22 protein-coding genes are annotated in these 19,215 nt (G+C 42.1%); 18 read left to right on the plus strand and 4 right to left on the minus strand.

What is annotated here, in order from left to right; all coding sequences use genetic code 11:
• The first annotated feature begins 4 nt into the window (after window positions 1-4).
• The 14 genes from yhbF to yhcI all read left to right on the plus strand — a co-directional run bounded on the left by yhbF (window position 5) and on the right by yhcI (window position 12,076).
• Window positions 5-712: a conserved protein involved in sporulation gene (gene yhbF, locus BSU_08960; RefSeq protein NP_388777.2), complete on the plus strand. Its 708-nt coding sequence runs from the start codon at window positions 5-7 to the stop codon at window positions 710-712.
• 349 nt (window positions 713-1,061) lie between these two features.
• The gene (gene prkA, locus BSU_08970) at window positions 1,062-2,957 is read left to right on the plus strand and encodes a serine protein kinase (involved in sporulation) (protein ID NP_388778.1); all 1,896 of its coding nucleotides are present in this window, start codon (window positions 1,062-1,064) and stop codon (window positions 2,955-2,957) included.
• Window positions 2,958-3,136: 179 nt separating this feature from the next.
• Window positions 3,137-4,315, plus strand: coding sequence for a factor involved in shape determination (yhbH, locus tag BSU_08980; protein NP_388779.1), 1,179 nt, complete (start codon window positions 3,137-3,139; stop codon window positions 4,313-4,315).
• Between the two features lie 159 nt (window positions 4,316-4,474).
• A complete protein-coding gene (gene yhbI / locus BSU_08990) occupies window positions 4,475-4,939 on the plus strand; it encodes a putative transcriptional regulator (MarR family) induced by acid stress (RefSeq protein ID NP_388780.1) in 465 nt (154 codons plus the stop codon).
• 35 nt (window positions 4,940-4,974) lie between these two features.
• On the plus strand, window positions 4,975-5,640 hold the full coding sequence (yhbJ, locus tag BSU_09000) for a putative membrane fusion protein; putative exporter subunit (benzoate transcriptome) (protein NP_388781.1): 666 nt from the start codon (window positions 4,975-4,977) through the stop codon (window positions 5,638-5,640).
• Between the two features lie 40 nt (window positions 5,641-5,680).
• Window positions 5,681-7,279: a putative exporter (benzoate transcriptome) gene (gene yhcA, locus BSU_09010; RefSeq protein ID NP_388782.1), complete on the plus strand. Its 1,599-nt coding sequence runs from the start codon at window positions 5,681-5,683 to the stop codon at window positions 7,277-7,279.
• A 22-nt stretch (window positions 7,280-7,301) separates the two neighbouring features.
• Entirely contained in the window at window positions 7,302-7,832 is a 531-nt protein-coding gene (gene yhcB, locus BSU_09020; protein ID NP_388783.1) for an NADH:quinone oxidoreductase associated to benzoate stress, read from the plus strand.
• Window positions 7,833-7,844: 12 nt separating this feature from the next.
• Complete coding sequence (gene yhcC / locus BSU_09030) at window positions 7,845-8,219, plus strand: hypothetical membrane protein (protein NP_388784.1); 375 nt, start codon at window positions 7,845-7,847, stop codon at window positions 8,217-8,219.
• The gene (yhcD, locus tag BSU_09040; protein NP_388785.1) at window positions 8,219-8,374 is read left to right on the plus strand and encodes a hypothetical protein; all 156 of its coding nucleotides are present in this window, start codon (window positions 8,219-8,221) and stop codon (window positions 8,372-8,374) included. Before yhcC ends, yhcD begins: the two co-directional genes overlap by 1 nt.
• 4 nt (window positions 8,375-8,378) lie before the next feature.
• Window positions 8,379-9,140, plus strand: a complete 762-nt coding sequence (gene yhcE / locus BSU_09050; protein ID NP_388786.1) for a putative integral inner membrane orphan protein — start codon at window positions 8,379-8,381, stop codon at window positions 9,138-9,140.
• Window positions 9,141-9,142: 2 nt separating this feature from the next.
• Window positions 9,143-9,508, plus strand: a complete 366-nt coding sequence (gene yhcF / locus BSU_09060; protein NP_388787.1) for a putative transcriptional regulator (GntR family) — start codon at window positions 9,143-9,145, stop codon at window positions 9,506-9,508.
• Window position 9,509: 1 nt separating this feature from the next.
• Window positions 9,510-10,208, plus strand: coding sequence for a putative ABC transporter ATP-binding protein (yhcG, locus tag BSU_09070; protein ID NP_388788.1), 699 nt, complete (start codon window positions 9,510-9,512; stop codon window positions 10,206-10,208).
• Window positions 10,209-10,224: 16 nt separating this feature from the next.
• Window positions 10,225-11,142, plus strand: a complete 918-nt coding sequence (gene yhcH, locus BSU_09080; RefSeq protein NP_388789.1) for a putative ABC transporter (ATP-binding protein) — start codon at window positions 10,225-10,227, stop codon at window positions 11,140-11,142.
• On the plus strand, window positions 11,135-12,076 hold the full coding sequence (yhcI, locus tag BSU_09090; protein ID NP_388790.1) for a putative ABC transporter (permease): 942 nt from the start codon (window positions 11,135-11,137) through the stop codon (window positions 12,074-12,076). Before yhcH ends, yhcI begins: the two co-directional genes overlap by 8 nt.
• A gap of 91 nt (window positions 12,077-12,167) precedes the next feature.
• Here yhcI and cspB read toward each other — a convergent pair whose 3' ends face one another.
• A complete protein-coding gene (gene cspB / locus BSU_09100; RefSeq protein NP_388791.1) occupies window positions 12,168-12,371 on the minus strand; it encodes a major cold-shock protein, RNA helicase co-factor, RNA co-chaperone in 204 nt (67 codons plus the stop codon).
• 435 nt (window positions 12,372-12,806) lie between these two features.
• Here cspB and yhcJ point away from each other — a divergent pair, with 435 nt between their 5' ends.
• Complete coding sequence (yhcJ, locus tag BSU_09110; RefSeq protein NP_388792.2) at window positions 12,807-13,637, plus strand: putative ABC transporter (binding lipoprotein); 831 nt, start codon at window positions 12,807-12,809, stop codon at window positions 13,635-13,637.
• Window positions 13,638-13,639: 2 nt separating this feature from the next.
• On the opposite strand, the gene dgcK is transcribed toward yhcJ, so the two are convergent.
• Window positions 13,640-14,719 carry a diguanylate cyclase gene (gene dgcK / locus BSU_09120; protein ID NP_388793.1) on the minus strand — a complete coding sequence of 360 codons (1,080 nt, stop codon included), beginning with the start codon at window positions 14,717-14,719 and terminating at the stop codon, window positions 13,640-13,642.
• A gap of 172 nt (window positions 14,720-14,891) precedes the next feature.
• Between dgcK and tcyP the strand changes: the two genes are divergently transcribed.
• Window positions 14,892-16,283 carry a (sodium)-cystine symporter gene (tcyP, locus tag BSU_09130; protein ID NP_388794.1) on the plus strand — a complete coding sequence of 464 codons (1,392 nt, stop codon included), beginning with the start codon at window positions 14,892-14,894 and terminating at the stop codon, window positions 16,281-16,283.
• 39 nt (window positions 16,284-16,322) lie between these two features.
• Here the strand turns inward: tcyP and yhcM are convergent, their stop codons facing one another.
• Entirely contained in the window at window positions 16,323-16,778 is a 456-nt protein-coding gene (yhcM, locus tag BSU_09140) for an expressed protein of unknown function (RefSeq protein NP_388795.1), read from the minus strand.
• 149 nt (window positions 16,779-16,927) lie between these two features.
• On the opposite strand from yhcM, the gene yhcN reads away from it, so the two are divergent.
• Complete coding sequence (yhcN, locus tag BSU_09150) at window positions 16,928-17,497, plus strand: putative germination lipoprotein (protein NP_388796.2); 570 nt, start codon at window positions 16,928-16,930, stop codon at window positions 17,495-17,497.
• 120 nt (window positions 17,498-17,617) lie between these two features.
• Window positions 17,618-18,586, plus strand: a complete 969-nt coding sequence (gene yhcO, locus BSU_09165; RefSeq protein NP_388797.2) for a putative exported protein (sporulation germination island) — start codon at window positions 17,618-17,620, stop codon at window positions 18,584-18,586.
• Here the strand turns inward: yhcO and yhcQ are convergent.
• Entirely contained in the window at window positions 18,518-19,171 is a 654-nt protein-coding gene (gene yhcQ, locus BSU_09180) for a putative spore coat protein (protein NP_388799.1), read from the minus strand. The two genes, yhcO and yhcQ, sit on opposite strands and share 69 nt — an antisense overlap.
• Between the last annotated feature and the right edge of the window lie 44 nt (window positions 19,172-19,215).

Genomic DNA, 19,215 nt, shown 5'->3' on the forward strand with positions numbered 1-19,215 from the left:
CGTAATGGAGACAACAAAACTGGGAAATTTAAAATTATATGGCGCTGGGCATGCCGCAGGAGGCGCGTATCACAATGTCAGCATCAAAGGAGAAGGTATAGTTGGAGAAGGGCTGTCTGCTGTAGGCTGCCGCATATACGGAACGGGCCTTTTTCTCGGAAAAGCAGAGACTGAGCGGCTGCGTGTGCTCGGAGAAAGTGAATGTAAAGGCGATCTGACAGCCGGCAAAATCAATATATATGGGACAATGAAAGTCAGCGGCTCACTTCAATTTGATCGATTCAATCTGAAAGGCCAGACTGAAATTGGCGGGAATATGACTGGAGAATCCTGCGATGTGAAAGGGAAGCTTAGCGTAATAGGTGATTGTGAAACAGAAATGTTCCATGTCACAGGCTGTGTTGATGTATCGGGGTTATTAAATTCGGGTGAGATCAAGCTGGGATTGAGCCATGATATAAGCCATGTGCAGGAAATCGGCGGAACAACAATTACAGTGAAAAGACGCGCGAGTTTTTTTAGCCGGAAGAAAGGGAAGCTGATCGCCGATGTCATAGAAGGAGATCGGGTTTATTTGGAGAATACCGAAGCGGCAGTTGTCAGGGGAAAAGAAGTGATCATCGGGCCGGGATGCAGCATCGGAACGATTGAGTACGAATACAAATGTGAATGCGATCCGCATTCACAGATTAAAGAAAAAACAAAACTGTAAAACATTGTTCTGTTATACAAAAAGGGTGCTCTTTCAGGAGCACCCTTTTTTATTCTTTTCCAGGCTTGCTTTCGTATCCTGCGGTAAAAATTGATACTAAAAAAGTGACAATGACACCCATCATGATGATTGTTTTCACCGTCTCTCCCCCTCTTCAATTTTTCCGTGCTGTCCGAGTCTGGATGATTCTGTATTTTTCTTTATTATGAACGGTCGCAGTCTGCCTTGTCAACGATGTATGAGTATCTTTATTTTTAAGAAACCAAAGCATGTATCACGAGATGGCGGCATAGATTGTATCAAAGTACCTTATTTGCATAGTGTATCAAACATGATAGAGGAGGTCCTTATGGATATATTAAAGAAAATTGAAAAGTACAGAGAGGAAGAGCAGCGGCTGAAATGGGAAGGAACTTTCGCCGATTATTTGGAGATTATTAAAGAAAATCCGATGGTCGCGCAATCTGCTCATTCTCGAGTTTTTAATATGATAAAAGACAGCGGGATAGAGGAGATTGACGGACGCAAGAAGTACAGTTTTTTTGACCGCGAGCTGTTCGGGCTTGAAGAATCTCTGGAGCGTCTTGTGGAAGAGTATTTTCATCCGGCTGCCAAACGTCTAGATGTCAGAAAGCGGATTCTATTGCTGATGGGGCCTGTGAGCGGCGGTAAATCCACGCTGGTCACAATGCTTAAAAAAGGTCTCGAAGCGTACACGCTGACAGATAATGGCGCTGTATATGCGATTAAAGGCTGCCCGATGCACGAGGACCCTCTACATTTAATCCCCCATCATTTACGCGATGACTTTTACAGAGAATACGGCATTAGAATAGAAGGAAGTCTTTCTCCTTTAAATGTCATGAGGCTGGAGGAAGAGTACGGAGGAAGAATTGAGGATGTGAAGGTGGAGCGCATCTTCTTTTCAGAAGATAAGCGTACGGGAATTGGAACATTCAGTCCCTCTGATCCGAAATCTCAGGATATTGCCGATTTGACGGGGAGTATTGATTTCTCAACAATCGCCGAGTACGGTTCAGAATCAGATCCGCGCGCTTATCGATTTGACGGAGAGCTGAATAAAGCGAACCGCGGGATGATGGAGTTTCAGGAGATGCTGAAATGTGATGAGAAATTTCTCTGGCATTTGCTTTCCTTGACACAGGAAGGGAATTTTAAAGCTGGGCGGTTTGCGTTAATTTCTGCTGATGAGCTGATCGTGGCTCACACGAATGAAACGGAGTATCGCTCATTTATTTCTAATAAGAAGAATGAAGCCCTGCACTCAAGAATCATCGTGATGCCGGTTCCTTATAATTTAAAAGTGTCTGAGGAAGAGAGAATTTATGAAAAAATGATTGCAGAAAGCGATGTGGCGGATGTTCATATTGCCCCGCATACGTTGAAGGTCGCCGCGATGTTCTCAATCCTTACCCGGTTAAAAGAGCCGAAGCGGTCGGATATTGATCTGGTCAAGAAAATGAGACTGTATGATGGGGAAAGTGTGGAAGGATATAACTCTGTCGACGTTGAGGATATGAAAAAAGAATATAATGATGAAGGCATGAGCGGAATTGATCCGCGGTACGTGATCAACCGGATTTCTTCAACGATTATCAGAAAAAATATGGAATCGATTAATTCTCTCGATGTCCTTCGCTCCTTAAAAGAAGGTCTTGATCAGCACCCATCAATTTCAAGCGAGGACAGGGAGCGGTATTTGAATTTTATCTCTGCCGCCCGCAAGGAATATGACGATATTGCGAAAAAGGAAGTTCAAAAAGCGTTTGTTTATTCATATGAAGAATCAGCAAAAACACTTATGGACAATTACCTCGATAACGTAGAGGCCTATTGCAATAAAAACAAGCTTCGTGATCCTTTGACAGGAGAGGAAATGAACCCTGACGAAAAGCTGATGAGATCCATCGAAGAGCAGATCGGCATTTCGGAAAACGCCAAAAAAGCGTTCCGCGAAGAAATTTTAATCCGCATCTCGGCCTATGCGAGAAAAGGCAAGCGGTTTGATTACAATTCCCATGAAAGACTGCGTGAAGCTATTCAGAAAAAGCTGTTTGCTGATCTGAAGGATGTCGTTAAAATTACGACCTCAACAAAAACGCCGGATGAGCAGCAGCTGAAAAAGGTAAATGAAGTCGTGGCCCGTTTAATTGATGAGCACGGCTACAACTCGACGAGCGCCAATGAGCTGCTGAAATATGTCGGCAGCCTGCTGAACCGATAAGCAACGTGACCCGTCCGAATAGGGCGGGTTATTTTGTCCCATTTTCTAAATAGTTTGTCAATTAAACGTGCATATGTGCATATGATGAATATAAATCTTTTCAAAAGACTTGTTTCATAATCTGGCACAAGCCGGAATACGTATGTATCACGACCACAAATGGTTAAGGAGGGGAATTCATGTCCCAAAATGACAGCGGCCATTTTTTGATTTCTGAGGAAAACTGGTCCCTCCATCGCAAAGGCTTCGATGACCAGCAGCGCCACCAGAAAAAAGTGCAGGAAGCGATCAAAAACAATCTTCCGGACCTCGTAACTGAGGAAAGCATTATTATGTCTAATGGAAAAGATGTAGTGAAGATCCCAATCCGTTCACTTGATGAGTATAAAATCCGTTATAACTATGATAAAAATAAACATGTAGGGCAAGGAGACGGCGAGAGCCAGGTTGGAGATGTTGTGGCCCGGGATGGATCAGACAAAAAACAAGGGCCTGGAAAAGGGCAGGGTGCCGGTGATCAGGCAGGCGAGGATTATTATGAAGCGGAAGTTTCATTAATGGATTTAGAAGAAGCGCTTTTTAAAGAATTAGAGCTTCCGAATCTCCAGCAAAAAGAGCGGGACAATATCATTCATACAGATATCGAGTTTAATGATATCCGTAAAACAGGGTTAACCGGTAATATTGATAAGAAAAGAACGATGATGTCAGCCTTTAAACGAAACGCAATGTCAGGAAAACCGTCGTTCTACCCAATTTATCCGGAGGACCTGAAATATAAGACGTGGAATGACATCACAAAGCCCGAATCAAAAGCCGTCGTTTTAGCCATGATGGATACAAGCGGCAGTATGGGGGTTTGGGAAAAATACATGGCCAGAAGCTTCTTTTTCTGGATGACCCGTTTTTTGCGGACAAAATACGAGACTGTGGAAATTGAATTTATTGCCCATCATACAGAAGCAAGAGTGGTCTCGGAGGAGGATTTTTTCTCAAAGGGAGAAAGCGGCGGAACAATTTGTTCTTCCGTATATCGGAAGTCGCTTGAGCTTATTGATGAAAAGTACAATCCCGCCCGCTATAACATTTACCCGTTTCATTTTTCTGACGGTGACAACCTGACATCTGATAACGCGCGCTGTGTGAAGCTGGTCAATGATATTATGAAGAAGGCCAATCTGTTTTGCTACGGCGAGGTCAATCAGTACAACAGGCATTCAACGTTAATGTCTGCATATAAAAATGTAAAAGATGAGAAATTTAAGTACTATATTTTAAAACAGAAATCTGATGTTTTTCAGGCTCTAAAGAACTTTTTCAGAAATGAAGAGTCTGGTGTAAGCCATCAATTTTCGTAATGAAAAGCCCATTTCAGGGCTTTTTTTTATTTAATAAAAGCAAGAAAACGCTTGCGAAAAAAATACGGGAGAAAAAGAAATTTTTCCTTTGACAAATCTTCTTTCATTTATTAATATTTTATCTTGTGAACTATTATTGAGGAATGAGGTGAAAAGGAGTTGACTGAATCAGAACGTGCTTTGCTCACTTTTGAACAGCTCTTCGATACGTCTCGGGCGATATATAAAAAACAGAAGAAGATATTGGAGATTGTGCTTGAGCCTTTTGATATTACAGTCCTTCAATATTTGCTGATGTTTAAAATTCATCAAAGCGGAAGCACCCCGCTAAGCAAGCTGGCAATGTCGCTTGATCTTAAGCCTGCTTCTGTGACGCGGATGACAGATATTCTGTATAAGCGCCAATTGATGAATCGATATGACAGTCCGGATGACCGCCGTATCGTCATGATTCAGTTAACCGAAGAGGGGGAAGAACTGATAGAAAAAGCCGCTGTGCAATATGCAAAAATGGGTGCTGGCTTGTACCAAAAGCTTGATACCTCCCAGCTGCAGTATTTGCGCAAACTAGCCGGAAGTTTAACGAAGCTTGCTGAAGGCTGTTCAGAAAAAAGCGGTAATTAAAAACTTCTCACATATTTTCACCAGCTTTCCGCAAAATGATAGAGGATGAAACGAAAGGAGAAAACAAAATGAACAGAGGACGTTTAATTCTGACCAACATTATCGGTTTGATTGTTGTTCTTGCAATTATAGCTGGAGGTGCTTACTACTATTATCAAAGCACAAACTACGTAAAAACAGATGAAGCAAAAGTAGCGGGCGATATGGCTGCTATTACTGCTCCAGCAGCAGGTAAAGTATCTGACTGGGATCTGGACGAAGGAAAAACAGTGAAAAAAGGCGACACAGTTGCAAAAATCAAAGGTGAACAAACTGTTGACGTAAAATCCATTATGGATGGCACAATTGTGAAAAACGAAGTGAAAAACGGACAAACCGTACAAGCTGGTACAACAATTGCACAAACGATTGACATGGACAACCTATACATCACAGCAAATATTAAAGAAACAGATATTGCGGATATTGAAGTAGGAAATAGTGTAGACGTAGTAGTTGACGGAGACCCTGATACTACATTTGACGGTACTGTAGAAGAAATTGGTTATGCGACTAACTCAACTTTTGATATGCTTCCTTCTACAAATTCAAGCGGAAACTACACAAAAGTAACACAAAAAGTTCCTGTGAAAATTTCAATCAAAAACCCATCTGATAAGGTGCTTCCTGGAATGAATGCATCTGTTAAAATTTCTGAGTAAAACAGATCAGTCATCAAACCATGAAAGGAGGTTGTCTTAGATGGCTACAGGCAAAGAAAAAAATGCAAAAAACCCTATGTCATTGCTGATTGTGCTAATGGCGGGTTTATTTTTGGCAATTCTAAACCAAACACTGCTTAATGTTGCAATGCCGCACTTAATGACTGAATTTGGCGTAAGTGCAACGACGATTCAGTGGCTGACAACAGGTTACATGCTTGTTAACGGTGTATTGATTCCGTTATCTGCTTTCCTGATTACACGATTTGGCCAGCGGAGTCTCTTTCTCGTCGCGATGTTTTGTTTTACGCTCGGTACGTTAGTCTGCGGTATCGCACCTAACTTCTCTACAATGCTGATCGGCCGTTTGATTCAGGCCGTGGGCGGAGGTATCTTGCAGCCGCTCGTTATGACAACCATTCTGTTAATTTTCCCGCCTGAAAGCAGGGGGAAAGGAATGGGGATTTTCGGGCTAGCGATGATGTTTGCTCCAGCGGTCGGCCCGACTCTTTCCGGGTGGATTATTGAGCATTATACATGGCGCATTATGTTTTACGGACTTGTGCCGATCGGCGCAATTGTTATCATTGTGGCTTTCTTCATCTTTAAAAATATGGTGGAGCCGCAAAAAATCAAACTCGATACTCTTGGCGCAATCCTCTCGATTGTCGGATTCGCCTCCTTATTATACGGAGTCAGTGAAGCCGGATCTGACGGCTGGACCGACCCGATTGTATTGTCTACAGTTATTATCGGAGCCATTGCAATTGTTGCTTTTGTTGTTCAGCAATTGCGTCATGATGATCCGATGCTTGATTTCAGAGTGTTTAAATATGACATTTTCTCACTCTCGAGTGTCATTAATATCATTATTACAGTGGCACTTTACACTGGTATGTTCCTTTTACCGATTTATCTGCAAAACCTGGTCGGCTTTACGGCGCTTCAATCCGGTCTGCTTCTGCTTCCGGGTGCGATCGTTATGCTGATTATGTCACCGATCTCAGGTATTTTGTTCGATAAATTCGGACCGAGACCGCTTGCGATTATCGGGCTTCTCGTGACAGTGGTAACAACGTATCAATACACGCAATTGACAATTGATACACCATATACACACATCATGCTGATCTATTCAATTCGTGCATTTGGTATGTCTCTCTTAATGATGCCAGTCATGACAGCCGGGATGAACCAGCTTCCTGCCCGTCTGAACAGCCACGGAACGGCGATGAGTAACACGCTTCGCCAAATCAGCGGATCAATCGGAACAAGTTTAATTACGACGATTTATACAAACCGGACGACATTCCATTATTCACAAATTGCAGATAAAACAAGCACGGCGGACCCGAACTTCCTCCATGCGTTCCAAAATGCAGTTTCGAATTTAATGGTGAATATGAATGTGTCTTATGATACGGCGAAAACATATGTGTACTCACATATTTATAAACACGCATCACTCGATTCCAATGTCATGGGGATAAATGATGCCTTTATGTGGGCAACCTTATTCTGTGTAGCAGGTTTGATTTTAAGTATCTTCCTGCGTGACGTCAGAAAAGATAAATTGCGTAAGAAGAAAAAAGAGGAGCTTTCATTACTTCCTGCTCCAAAAGAAGCTAAGGAATCTTAATCTGTACAGGGAGGTTTCCTGAATGAAAATTTATGTAGTGTATGATAGTGAAGGCGAACATACTAAAGTGCTTGCAGAAGCGATTGCTGAAGGCGCGAGAGAAAACGACGCGGCTGAAGTGTTCATCGACCATGTAGATCAGGCTGATATCCGCAAGCTTAAAGATATGGATGCGATTATTTGGGGATGCCCAGGGCATTTCGGAACAATCAGCTCCGGTCTTAAAACTTGGATCGACAGACTTGGCTACTTGTGGGCTGAAGGCGAGCTGATCAACAAAGTCGGTGCTGTCTTCTGCACAACGGCAACAACACACGGCGGCTTGGAAATGACAATGCACAATTTAATCACGCCGATGTTCCACCAAGGCATGATTGTTGTCGGACTGCCTGGCAACGTGCCTGAAAACGCACTTTATGGCTCTTATTACGGAGCAGGTGTCACTTGTCCGGTAGACAGTGATGAGTTAATGTCTGAGGAAGGTATTCAGCTTGGACGCGCGTTGGGAAGACGTGTCAGCCAAGTCACAGGAAACCTAACAGCAGGACAGTAAGGAGAGGTTGAAATGGCCATTATTATAGCAATAATTGCTGCTGTCATTGTCATTGCGGCCCTTATTACATTTAACGTCCGCAACGCCTCACCTGGACCTGAGAAGCAAGAAGCAACCGATAGAATCGCACCTCCAGAAGAGGAAAAAAACGAAGCGCATTACCCTGCTGAAGCAAGGGCTGCCGAGCATACGCCATCCGTTGTCAAAAACGATTCTCCAAAAGAGAAGCGTGACACAATGGGTGATGATATTTACAGGCAGGCGCTGCAAAAGTTTAAGCATTCTGATGAAGTTCATGCAGAAGAAGAGGTCACTGAGGAAAGTGACAAAATGCAGGACCGCAGCTATCGTGATGCGCTGCTCTCTATGAAAAATAAGAAAAAGTAATGAAAAAGGCAAATCCGTTTACTCATGCGGGTTTGCCTTTTTTGCTGTTTCCATCAATTATGTTTTTATCAAATAAATCCATGGAATATGTTGTATTCCACCTTGATCTAGTGTACTATGTTACTCATACACCGAGGATTTTTTCCGGGAGGTAAAGACATGAATTCTTTTTTAGGTTTATTAAAGAAAGATATCAAGCTTTCAAGAATGTGGCTGCTAGTATGGATATGCGGAATCATTTTCTTATTGGGAACAGGCCATATTATAGCTTCTCGCACGAAAGAACCTCTAGTCATTTTTGGTTTTTTTGTTGCAGTTGCTTTTTTTCTGCTTTTCTTATCTCCTGTTTTTGTTTTTTATCACCTTCGCAAGGAAGGGAAATCACAGCTTTGGCTGTACAATCCAAATGGCGGCTTATGGCTGTTTTCTTCTAAATTGGCAGCATCTTTGCTCTATCAATTTGTGATTCAGTTGGCATTAACAGCCTATGGCATATGGATGTATCATATGCTCTCTGTAAAAAATCTGCTGGAGCATCAAGTTGATATAACGAGTACAGTGGCTTTGCTGAATATGTATGGGCTTATTTCTTCGTTAGATATGTCAGTAACAGTCATTGTGTTTTGGACTGTTTTTCACTCTCTCAGAAATTGGCGCGGAATGCGGTGGGCTGCGATGGTTCTGTTGGTCGCAATGTGGTTATTCTTCGATGAATACATCATAAGCCCTTTGGTTGAATCTCAAAAGCATTTCTGGCCTGTAACAGTCTATTGCAATTTTGATTTCCACTTCCACAATGTTTGGAGATTGGAACTAAAACCTATCCATCTGTCTGTGCTAGGGTTTCCTATTGCTATAGTCATCACATTCTTGCTGCTCATCATGGCTTCAAAACTGCTTGATCGTAAAGTAGAGGTGTAAATATGGACAATCAATTCCAATCCTCGAAACCGATTTATCTGCAGATCGCTGATCAGATCTTTTATAGGCTGGTCAGGAAGGAGCTGCTCCCAGGAGACAAGCTTCCTTCAGTAAGAGAAATGGCGATTCAAACTAAAGTAAATCCCAATACAATTCAAAGAACTTACAGTGAGATGGAAAGGCTGGGTATTGTGGAGACAAGAAGAGGTCAAGGGACGTTTATTGCGGAAAAAGCAGAAATCGTAGACGAGCTGAAAGACAAGCTGACACGAGAGGTGCTGGAAGGCTTTGTCAAGCAAATGAAAGAGCTGGGGCTAACGAAAGAAGAAATGTTAGAAGGGATTAAAACATTCACAGAGGGAGGCTAAAATGGAAATCAAGCTAGAACATGTATCAAAAAAATACGGCCGCCATACGGCCGTCAATGATGTGTCAATCACCCTATCATCCGGACGGATTTATGGCCTGATTGGACCGAACGGCAGCGGCAAGTCAACGACCCTGAAAATGATGGCTGGCCTTCTGTTTCCGACTTCAGGATTTGTAAAAGTTGATGAAGAGCAGGTTACGAGAGAAATGGTGCGTCAAACGGCTTATCTTACTGAGCTTGATATGTTTTATCCGCATTTCACTGTTAAAGATATGGTGAATTTTTATCAGTCGCAGTTTCCTGATTTTCATACAGAACAGGTTTATAAGCTATTGAATGAGATGCAGCTGAATCCGGAAAAAAAGATCAAAAAGCTATCAAAAGGAAATCGGGGCAGGCTGAAAATCGTTCTTGCTTTAGCGAGACGGGCAGACGTCATCTTGCTTGATGAACCTTTTTCCGGGCTTGATCCGATGGTCAGGGATTCCATCGTAAACAGCCTTGTGTCGTACATTGATTTTGAGCAGCAGATTGTCGTGATCGCGACACATGAAATTGATGAAATTGAGACTTTGTTAGATGAAGTAATCATCCTCGCCAATGGAGAAAAAGTTGCGCAGCGTGAAGTAGAAGATATTCGTGAACAGGAAGGCATGTCTGTTTTGCAATGGTTTAAATCAAAAATGGAAGTTTGCTAGAAAGAGGAGGAATATGATGAAAACAGTGTTGGAATTGAAAAACGTGACTAAAAACATCAGAGGCCGAACGATCATTGATGATCTCAGTTTTACGATTCGTGAAGGCGAGGTATTCGGTTTTTTAGGACCAAACGGAGCGGGGAAAACGACAACCATCCGGATGATGGTGGGGTTAATGAAGCTGTCGAAAGGTGATGTCCTCATTTGCGGCCAATCAATTACGAAAGAATATGCCAAGGCGATTAAGCATATCGGAGCGATCGTTGAGAATCCCGAGCTGTATAAATTTTTGAGCGGATATAAAAATCTCCAGCAATTCGCAAGGATGGTCAAGGGTGTCACGAAGGAAAAAATTGATGAAGTTGTTGAACTGGTCGGTTTAACAGACAGAATCCACGACAAGGTGAAAACATATTCTCTGGGGATGAGACAGCGTCTTGGCTTGGCACAATGCCTTCTGCACGATCCGAAAGTGCTGATTTTGGATGAACCGACAAACGGCCTTGATCCGGCGGGGATCAGAGAAATCAGAGATCATTTAAAGAAGCTGACCCGAGAAAGAGGAATGGCTGTCATCGTTTCAAGCCACCTGCTGTCAGAAATGGAACTGATGTGTGATCGAATTGCGATTCTGCAAAAAGGAAAGCTGATCGATATTCAAAATGTAAAAGATGAAAACATTGATGAGAATGATACATATTTCTTCCAGGTTGAGCAGCCGAGTGAAGCCGCTACTGTTTTAAATCAGTACGATTTGCTGAGTAAGACAAATGGTGTAGAAATCAAACTGGCTAAAGAGGAAGTCCCTGCGGTTATTGAATTGCTGGTGATGCAGCAAATCCGTATTTATGAGGTCAAGGTCATAACAAAATCATTAGAGGACCGTTTCTTAGAAATGACAGGTGAAACAAAAGAGGAGGTTCAGCATGCTTAATTTGATTTATAATGAGTGGCTCAAAATTTTCAGCCGTGCCGGAACATGGGTGATGATCGGAATTCTGGGGCTGACAATGGTTGGATTTGCATTTTTGGCGAATCATTTTTCTGCCGGTGAATCAAATTCCCATTGGAAACAAGAGCTTCAAGCACAAAACGCCGAATTAAAGAAAGAAATCAAAGAAGATCCTTCACTGAAAGATGGGTATAAAGAAACAATCACACTCAATGACTATCGCATCGAGCATAATATCCCTAGTGACACGGGCTATACGGTATGGTCTTATGTAACGGATTCAGCAAACTTTACCATCCTTACCGGTCTGTTTACTATTATCATCGCGGCCGGAATTGTCGCGAACGAATTTAATTGGGGAACGATTAAGCTATTAATGATTCGGCCGCTCAGTCGTTTTCAAATTTTGATGTCCAAATATATTACAGTTCTCCTGTTTGGGCTCCTGTTGCTGTTGATTTTATTTATCGGTTCTACTTTATTAGGGTTGATCTTCTTCGGAACGGGTGGTGAAACCGCCGCGAATATTCATTTAATCTATAAGGATGGCCATGTCATTGAGCAAAACATGATGGGGCATTTGGCTACAACGTATCTTTCTGAATCCGTCTCGGCTTTAATGGTGGCGACGATGGCGTTTATGCTGTCTGCGGTATTCAGAAACAGCTCTCTTGCGGTTGGTTTTTCCATCTTCTTGTTGGTTGCCGGTACGACTGCAACTGCATTTATTGCAGCGAAATTTGACTGGGCAAAGTATATATTGTTTGCTAATGTCGACTTGACTCAGTATGTGGATGGCACACCGTTAATAAAAGGGATGACTATGACGTTTTCTCTCGTCATGCTGGCGATCTACTTTATCATCTTCCTGTTGCTTGCTTTCGGAATCTTCATGAAGCGGGATATTGCAAACTAATAAAAAAAGCTGTTTTGCTTATGCAAAACAGCTTTTTTGTCAAAATAAAAACTGCAGGTTTGCACCTGCAGTTTTTCATATCAATTTATGCTTACGCTTCTTTAGTAACGTTAGCAGCTTGTGGTCCGCGGTTTCCTTCAACGATTTCAAAAGAAACAGCTTGGCCTTCTTCTAAAGTTTTGAAGCCTTCGCCTTGAATAGCAGAGAAATGAACGAATACATCGTCTTGACCTTCTACTTCGATGAATCCGAAACCTTTTTCAGAGTTGAACCATTTTACTTTACCTTCTAACATGAAATTTCCTCCTAAAGCGATCATAACGCTTAAATTCACTATTCTTGCTCTTAACAAACTTTCAAGACGAAAACTCTTACAAAACTTTCTTCTTAAAGATAGTTCGAACAAAAATAATTACCTTTACTCTACCAGTAATCTTCAGAAAAAACAACTGCTTATTGAAATTTTTTTCGGAAAATACCATATTTATTTTTCAATTTGATATTTATTTACGGAAATTCATCTGTTTTCTCGATATGTGATCATACGTTTGCCTTAGTATTCCTTCATTTTGGGAAGATAAGTAATAGGAATTGACAACCTTATTGGATATGAGTAAGGTAAAAGTTAATCAATATTACAAATGACAACGTTTATCAACTAAGAGAGCGTATGATTTTTATGTCTGATATTGCTTGCATGCTCTAATACATAGATAGGAGTATGGTCACAATGAAAAAGTGGCTTATATGCAGTTTCGTCCTTGTTCTTCTCGTTTCATTTACTGCATGTTCACCGTCTGCAGAACATGAATCGATAAAAATCGGGATTGCTGAGTCTGACGGGGCAATATGGAACTATATTGCTCAAAAGGCTGAAGAGGCAGGGCTGGATATTCAGCTGATCCCTTTTTCTGATTATGCGGAGTCTGATATCGCACTTGCTAACAAAGAAATTGATGCCAACGCCTTTCAAACCATTTCATATTTTCAGTCGTTCACTGAAAAATACAAACTTAATTTGGCACCGCTCGGGACGACATACATAACGCCCATGGGCATTTATTCAAAACGATATGAACGAATCCGAGATATATCGCGGGGAGCTGTCGTTTCTGTTCCGGATAAAGCGTTCGATTTTGGCAGGGCGCTTACGGTGCTCCAGGAAGCGGGTTTGCTAACGCTGAAAAACGGATTTAACGGAACAGGTTCAGTTGATATGATTAAAGATAATCCGAGACACCTGAAATTAAAAGCTGTCCGGCAACAGGATGCAGTGAGCGGTGCCGACGTGTTTGTCATGAAACCATCAGAAGCAAAAAAAGCGGGCTTGAACCCGAAAAAGCATACGCTAAAGAGCGGCGGACTCATGTCTGAGGAAGAGATGAATTTGATTGTTGTCAGAGCGGAGGATCAAGATCGGGAAGCGCTGCAAACCATTCTTGAGCTTTATCAAGCTGATGATACAGCGGCATTTATAGAAAAAGAATATCAGGGAGATCTTGTCCCGGCTTTTCTGCCTTTGAAACGTCTTTCAGATTGGAAGAATGAATTCGAACATTGAATTCATTCTTTTTTTTCTGAAAAACACACTCTGTTCCGTCCCGTTTCTTTCGCTTTGTAAAGCATTTGATCGGCAAGAATGGGCAAGGATCCTGGCTGTTCCGTATTATTGGGGTAATGAGCGGCCCCTAGTGATATCGTAACTGAAAGCTCGTCGCCGTTTGTTAATACAATCGGTGCATCACTTACAGTGCTCCTGATCCGTTCAGCGATCCGGGCTGCTTTATCAAGAGAACAGTTCGGCAGGAGCACGGCAAATTCTTCACCGCCGATCCGAGCGGCAGGATCAGTATTTCGGATGGTCTGCTTCAGACGTAACCCTAGCTCTTTGAGCACCTGATCTCCTTCATGATGGCCATATTGGTCATTGATGGTCTTAAAATGATCGATATCCATATAAATCAGTGCAAATTGAAAATGCGGGGTATCGGCCGCCTGCTGATACAGAGCTTTTGTGGTTTCTTCAAATTTTCTTCGGTTATACACGCCTGTTAAAAAGTCAAAGTGCGCCTGAAACTTATATTGTTTAAAAAGAAGATGTGCATTTGTTTCATGATCAATAATATATAAACTGAGCATGCCGCCCGCTATTGATATGATCCAAAAATACAAATGAAGTTCGTATGAATGTAAATCTATAAGAAAATAAAAGGAAAAGGAGATCAAGCTATTTGTGATTATTAAAAGATAGAAAGCATGTTTTAGTTGAACTTTTTTTCTTCTAGAAACAATGAGTGACGGAATGGCAGCGATACAAATGATAATAACCGAGTATAGTGCAGATGTGTTCATCGTAATCAGCAAGCGGCCTGCAGTGATCATGGCCAGGGCCGTTGCCGTTGAAACCCAGCCTCCATAAAGAGCGGCAATCATAATAGGGATATTTCGAAGATCAATAATTGAATGCTGATAGGTAAATCCAAAAACCATCAGAATAACCCCGAGCAAACCGCAGGCCAGTCCTTTAACAGCTTGAAAGGATATGCTGTCTTTTTTATGTACTAGCCTTTCTTTAAACAGGTGGGTGAAGAGATAATTAAATGTGATTAAAATGGTCAAATTTACAAACAGTTCTTTCAGCAAATATTATCACCCTTATATAAGGTACTAAAGATGGAAGGGAAAGAAAAGAACAAAAAAGGCATTATATAAGGTTTTTTTACTTGAATTGATAAGTTAAAATAATTCGCACTTGACCCATCGGAATTAGTGTAATATAGTAAATGAGAAAATTTGAAGGGAGAGTTTACCTGCTTTGGAGACTTTACTGGTTGTATTACATGTATTTATTTTATTTTTACTTATCTTAGGGCTCTTTGTTATGCAGAAAAAACATGTTTCCTTCTCTAAACGTGTATTTACTGCGCTGGGGCTGGGGATTGTATTCGGATTTGCGCTTCAGCTGATTTACGGCCCGACTTCAAATATAGTCATTCAAACAGCCGACTGGTTTAATATTGCCGGGGGCGGATATGTCAAATTGCTTCAGATGGTTGTCATGCCGCTCGTCTTTATTTCGATTCTCGGCGCCTTTACAAAGCTGAAGCTGACAAAAAATCTTGGGAAAATCAGCGGTTTGATTATCGGGATTTTAGTAGCAACAACAGCAGTTGCTGCAGCTGTCGGTATCGCGTCCGCGCTTTCATTTGATCTGCAGGCGATTCAGGTTGACCAAGGAAGTACAGAGCTTTCACGGGGACAGGAGCTTCAGCAGAAATCAGAGGATATGACAGCGAAAACGCTGCCGCAGCAGATTGTTGAACTGCTGCCTGGAAACCCGTTTTTAGATTTTACGGGAGCTAGACCGACTTCAACGATCGCTGTCGTTATTTTTGCCGCTTTCCTTGGAGTGGCATTCCTCGGCGTAAAACACAAACAGCCGGAACAGGCAGAAACATTTAAAAAACTGGTTGATGCCGTTTATGCCATTGTCATGCGTGTTGTCACACTCATTTTGAGACTGACGCCTTATGGGGTGCTGGCCATCATGACAAAAACAATTGCAACGAGTGATCTTGACAGCATTCTAAAACTGGGCATGTTCGTGATTGCATCATATGCCGCGTTAATCACTATGTTTATCATTCATTTGCTGCTGCTGACGTTCAGCGGCTTGAATCCGGTGATTTATTTGAAAAAAGCGGTGCCTGTACTTGTATTTGCATTTACGTCAAGGTCTAGCGCAGGTGCTTTACCGCTGAATATTAAAACACAGAGAAGCATGGGTGTACCGGAGGGAATCGCAAACTTTGCCGGTTCGTTCGGTCTTTCGATCGGCCAAAATGGATGTGCCGGCATTTATCCTGCGATGCTGGCGATGATGATTGCTCCGACTGTCGGCCAAAATCCATTTGACCCGGTGTTTATTATCACTGTTATCGCAGTCGTTGCCATCAGCTCCTTCGGGGTTGCCGGAGTCGGCGGCGGAGCGACATTCGCGGCGCTTCTTGTTTTATCATCATTAAACATGCCTGTCGCGCTCGCCGGTTTGTTAATCTCAATTGAACCGTTAATCGACATGGGGCGTACTGCTTTGAATGTCAGCGGAAGCATGACATCCGGTCTTATTACAAGTAAGGTCACAAAAGAAATTGATCAAGGGGCATTTCATGATCAATCCAGAGTGATTGAAGCTGAAGAAGCGTAACATATGAAAACGTGTAATCCAAGAGGATTACACGTTTTTTTAACGGCCAGGCTCTAAGTCCTCCAGCATTTCCATCATCGTGTTGTCGTCCATGACATTCATTGCGTTTTGTTCAAAATGAATGGGTTCAGCATAATGCGGCTGTCTTTTTTTCGCGGCTGTCTCAGTTTGCCTAGTTTGAGACTGTGTATGCTGATGCTGTGGTTGCTGCTGTCCAGCGTGCTGGTGCTGACGGCCATTTTGCCGCTGGCTTTGATGCTGCGAACGGTCCTGGTTATCACCGCTGCTTCCGCTGCTTCCGCTAAATGCTTGTTTGACCATGTTTCCTACATTAGAAGCATCAAACGTGTTATTTTCTGAATTTCGTCTGTTCATTTGTCCTGTGATAAACCCGCTGATTCTTTGGCGGATCTGAGGTGATAATGCAGTAATAAGCATAGTTGATCCTATGATCAATGCTGCGGGGCTGATTCCTCTTCGCTGGTTGAACAACATGATCCCTCCTTTGCAGTGTATTCATATTTTCCCCCTCGTTAGACAAATTAACCGTTATATTTCCCGGGAAAGCATTTCCTCCAGATTTGCATGCATAATTAAAGCCAGTTAGAAAAACCTATAAGTAAAGTGATAAAGGAGGAATTCACATGTTTGGAAAAAAACAAGTCCTTGCGTCTGTGCTTCTTATCCCTTTGCTTATGACTGGCTGCGGTGTAGCCGACCAAGGTGAGGGCAGACGTGATAATAATGATGTAAGAAACGTAAATTATCGAAATCCGGCCAATGACGATATGCGGAATGTAAACAATCGGGATAACGTTGACAACAATGTTAATGATAATGTCAATAACAATCGTGTAAATGACGATAATAACAACGACCGAAAACTTGAGGTTGCTGATGAAGCAGCTGATAAAGTAACAGACCTAAAAGAAGTAAAGCATGCCGATATCATTGTGGCTGGAAATCAAGCCTACGTTGCAGTCGTTTTAACCAATGGAAATAAAGGTGCAGTAGAAAACAATCTGAAGAAAAAAATAGCCAAAAAGGTAAGATCTACTGACAAAAACATTGATAATGTTTACGTTTCAGCTAACCCTGATTTTGTAGAGCGTATGCAAGGATATGGAAAGCGTATTCAAAATGGTGACCCAATCGCCGGATTATTTGATGAATTTACACAAACTGTACAGCGTGTATTCCCTAACGCTGAATAAATGAAAGAAGCCGCACAATTTGTGCGGCTTTTTCTTTGCGTTAATGACACACTGCGAACTCAGGCTGCATAGAGTAAAAATAAAAAGGTACAAGACGGACCGGCTCAGGGAGGGAGACGTTTGCGGGATGGCATAGGAAAGCGTGCGGCATCCGCTCTATTCCTGTGCGGAGTCCTTGTGATGCTGGCTGTAAGCTCAGCCATCGTATCAAGCGCGATGTATATCCTGTCTTTTCCAGGTCAGGCATCTGGAATAACAAAAGAACAAGTGACGAAGCACATGAAGAAAGAGTCATTCAAACAGGCCGATATTTATTACACTTCTAAGGAAAAGTCCTTACTGCCATTGACGAAAGAAACGCTTGAATATGCGGTCAGTATTAATCAGATTATGATTGGATATTCGAATCAAAAGCCTATTGACATTATTTTTTTTCCTAATGAAAAACAGATGGAGGCTTACTCCGGTTTATTGGATGTAGTTGGTTTTTATTCTGAACGGGAGCAGCTGATCGGATTGTTGCCTGAAGAGAAAAAGAAACTGTTAGAAGGGGACGAGGTAGCGGTTTATTTGTACCAGAGATTGTTGATTCATGAATACTCGCACCATGCGTTTCACCAGAAATTGAAGGAGCTTGAGACGGATCCCGATGAGTTTCCGTTATGGTTTCATGAAGGGTTAAGCGAGTGGATTGCGAACTATGAATTGCTCATAGATCCGATCACGTTTTCTGTCGTGCCCTTTGACCGTTTGCAGACTGATCGAGACTGGCAGGAAGCTAGAGCCGAATATGACACTGATGTCTATTTGCAAAGCTTTTATATGATCGATGAGCTGACGGACAAATACGGGAAAGACATTATTTCAGAAATGATTAAGGAAACGGCAAAAAAAGGGGACTTTGAAAAAGGGTTTAAATCAGCAACAAAGGAAAGTCTTGATCAATTTGAAAAAGATTTTAAGAAAAAATTTGAAAAAAACAGTGCGGCATTGGATAGTATCTATCCAATGCCTTTGTTATTAGTGAAGTCCTTGCTGACCCATTCCGCCTTGTGTCGGAGGCATTTGTCCTTGGGCAGGGGCGAATGAATTTCGCAGCTGTTCCATATCCTGCGCATCAAGCTGAGGAACCTGGTAATAGCCGTGTTTGTTTTGGTATAGGAAAATTTCAAATGCCATTTCAACATACTCCTGAATTTGCGCAGACAGTACGCGTCTTACGGCCGGATTTGTCATTTCCAGAGAAGCCATCGTCAGCATAGAAGCTTGTGCTTTAATCGCGCAAAGCATTTGTCGGCTGATGATGCTGTCATCAATATCATTCATGGATTGAACAGGTTTTTTAGGCTGTGACGGCTGCATGCCGTAAACAGTCTGGTTGTCTTCCTTCATCATATAAGTTGCTGTTTTTTGTGAAGGTTCGCTTCCTGTTTTGAAGCATTCTGCAGTTATATTGTATTGAGATGTGATGAATTGATGTTGACGATCAAGGATGTTTAGTAATTCTTGATCCTTACAGAATTGTCTCAGCATCATAAACTGATCAAGCACAGTAAGTGTTCCGGAAAGCACCTCATGCATATCAAACATTTCATGTCCGCCGTGGTTTTTATGCGGTTTGCCAGGAATACCTTTGTTCATTTGGGATTGCTGCTGCTGATTGAACTGATCCAAACCGAATTCCTCCTTTTTTTTCAGATCAGCTGTATTTTGTGTCA

It is taken from the genome of Bacillus subtilis subsp. subtilis str. 168 (assembly GCF_000009045.1).
In the GTDB taxonomy this organism is placed as follows: domain Bacteria; phylum Bacillota; class Bacilli; order Bacillales; family Bacillaceae; genus Bacillus; species Bacillus subtilis.

Excerpts from the sequence above, each read along its gene's own strand:
- yhbF (NP_388777.2), top strand. The coding sequence starts at position 5 with ATGGAGACAACAAAACTGGGAAATTTAAAATTATATGGCGCTGGGCAT.
- prkA (NP_388778.1), top strand. The coding sequence starts at position 1,062 with ATGGATATATTAAAGAAAATTGAAAAGTACAGAGAGGAAGAGCAGCGG.
- yhbH (NP_388779.1), top strand. The coding sequence starts at position 3,137 with ATGTCCCAAAATGACAGCGGCCATTTTTTGATTTCTGAGGAAAACTGG.
- yhbJ (NP_388781.1), top strand. The coding sequence starts at position 4,975 with ATGATAGAGGATGAAACGAAAGGAGAAAACAAAATGAACAGAGGACGT.
- yhcA (NP_388782.1), top strand. The coding sequence starts at position 5,681 with ATGGCTACAGGCAAAGAAAAAAATGCAAAAAACCCTATGTCATTGCTG.
- yhcB (NP_388783.1), top strand. The coding sequence starts at position 7,302 with ATGAAAATTTATGTAGTGTATGATAGTGAAGGCGAACATACTAAAGTG.
- yhcC (NP_388784.1), top strand. The coding sequence starts at position 7,845 with ATGGCCATTATTATAGCAATAATTGCTGCTGTCATTGTCATTGCGGCC.
- yhcD (NP_388785.1), top strand. The coding sequence starts at position 8,219 with ATGAAAAAGGCAAATCCGTTTACTCATGCGGGTTTGCCTTTTTTGCTG.
- yhcE (NP_388786.1), top strand. The coding sequence starts at position 8,379 with ATGAATTCTTTTTTAGGTTTATTAAAGAAAGATATCAAGCTTTCAAGA.
- yhcF (NP_388787.1), top strand. The coding sequence starts at position 9,143 with ATGGACAATCAATTCCAATCCTCGAAACCGATTTATCTGCAGATCGCT.
- yhcG (NP_388788.1), top strand. The coding sequence starts at position 9,510 with ATGGAAATCAAGCTAGAACATGTATCAAAAAAATACGGCCGCCATACG.
- yhcH (NP_388789.1), top strand. The coding sequence starts at position 10,225 with ATGAAAACAGTGTTGGAATTGAAAAACGTGACTAAAAACATCAGAGGC.
- yhcI (NP_388790.1), top strand. The coding sequence starts at position 11,135 with ATGCTTAATTTGATTTATAATGAGTGGCTCAAAATTTTCAGCCGTGCC.
- cspB (NP_388791.1), bottom strand. The coding sequence starts at position 12,371 with ATGTTAGAAGGTAAAGTAAAATGGTTCAACTCTGAAAAAGGTTTCGGA.
- yhcJ (NP_388792.2), top strand. The coding sequence starts at position 12,807 with ATGAAAAAGTGGCTTATATGCAGTTTCGTCCTTGTTCTTCTCGTTTCA.
- yhcM (NP_388795.1), bottom strand. The coding sequence starts at position 16,778 with ATGTTGTTCAACCAGCGAAGAGGAATCAGCCCCGCAGCATTGATCATA.
- yhcN (NP_388796.2), top strand. The coding sequence starts at position 16,928 with ATGTTTGGAAAAAAACAAGTCCTTGCGTCTGTGCTTCTTATCCCTTTG.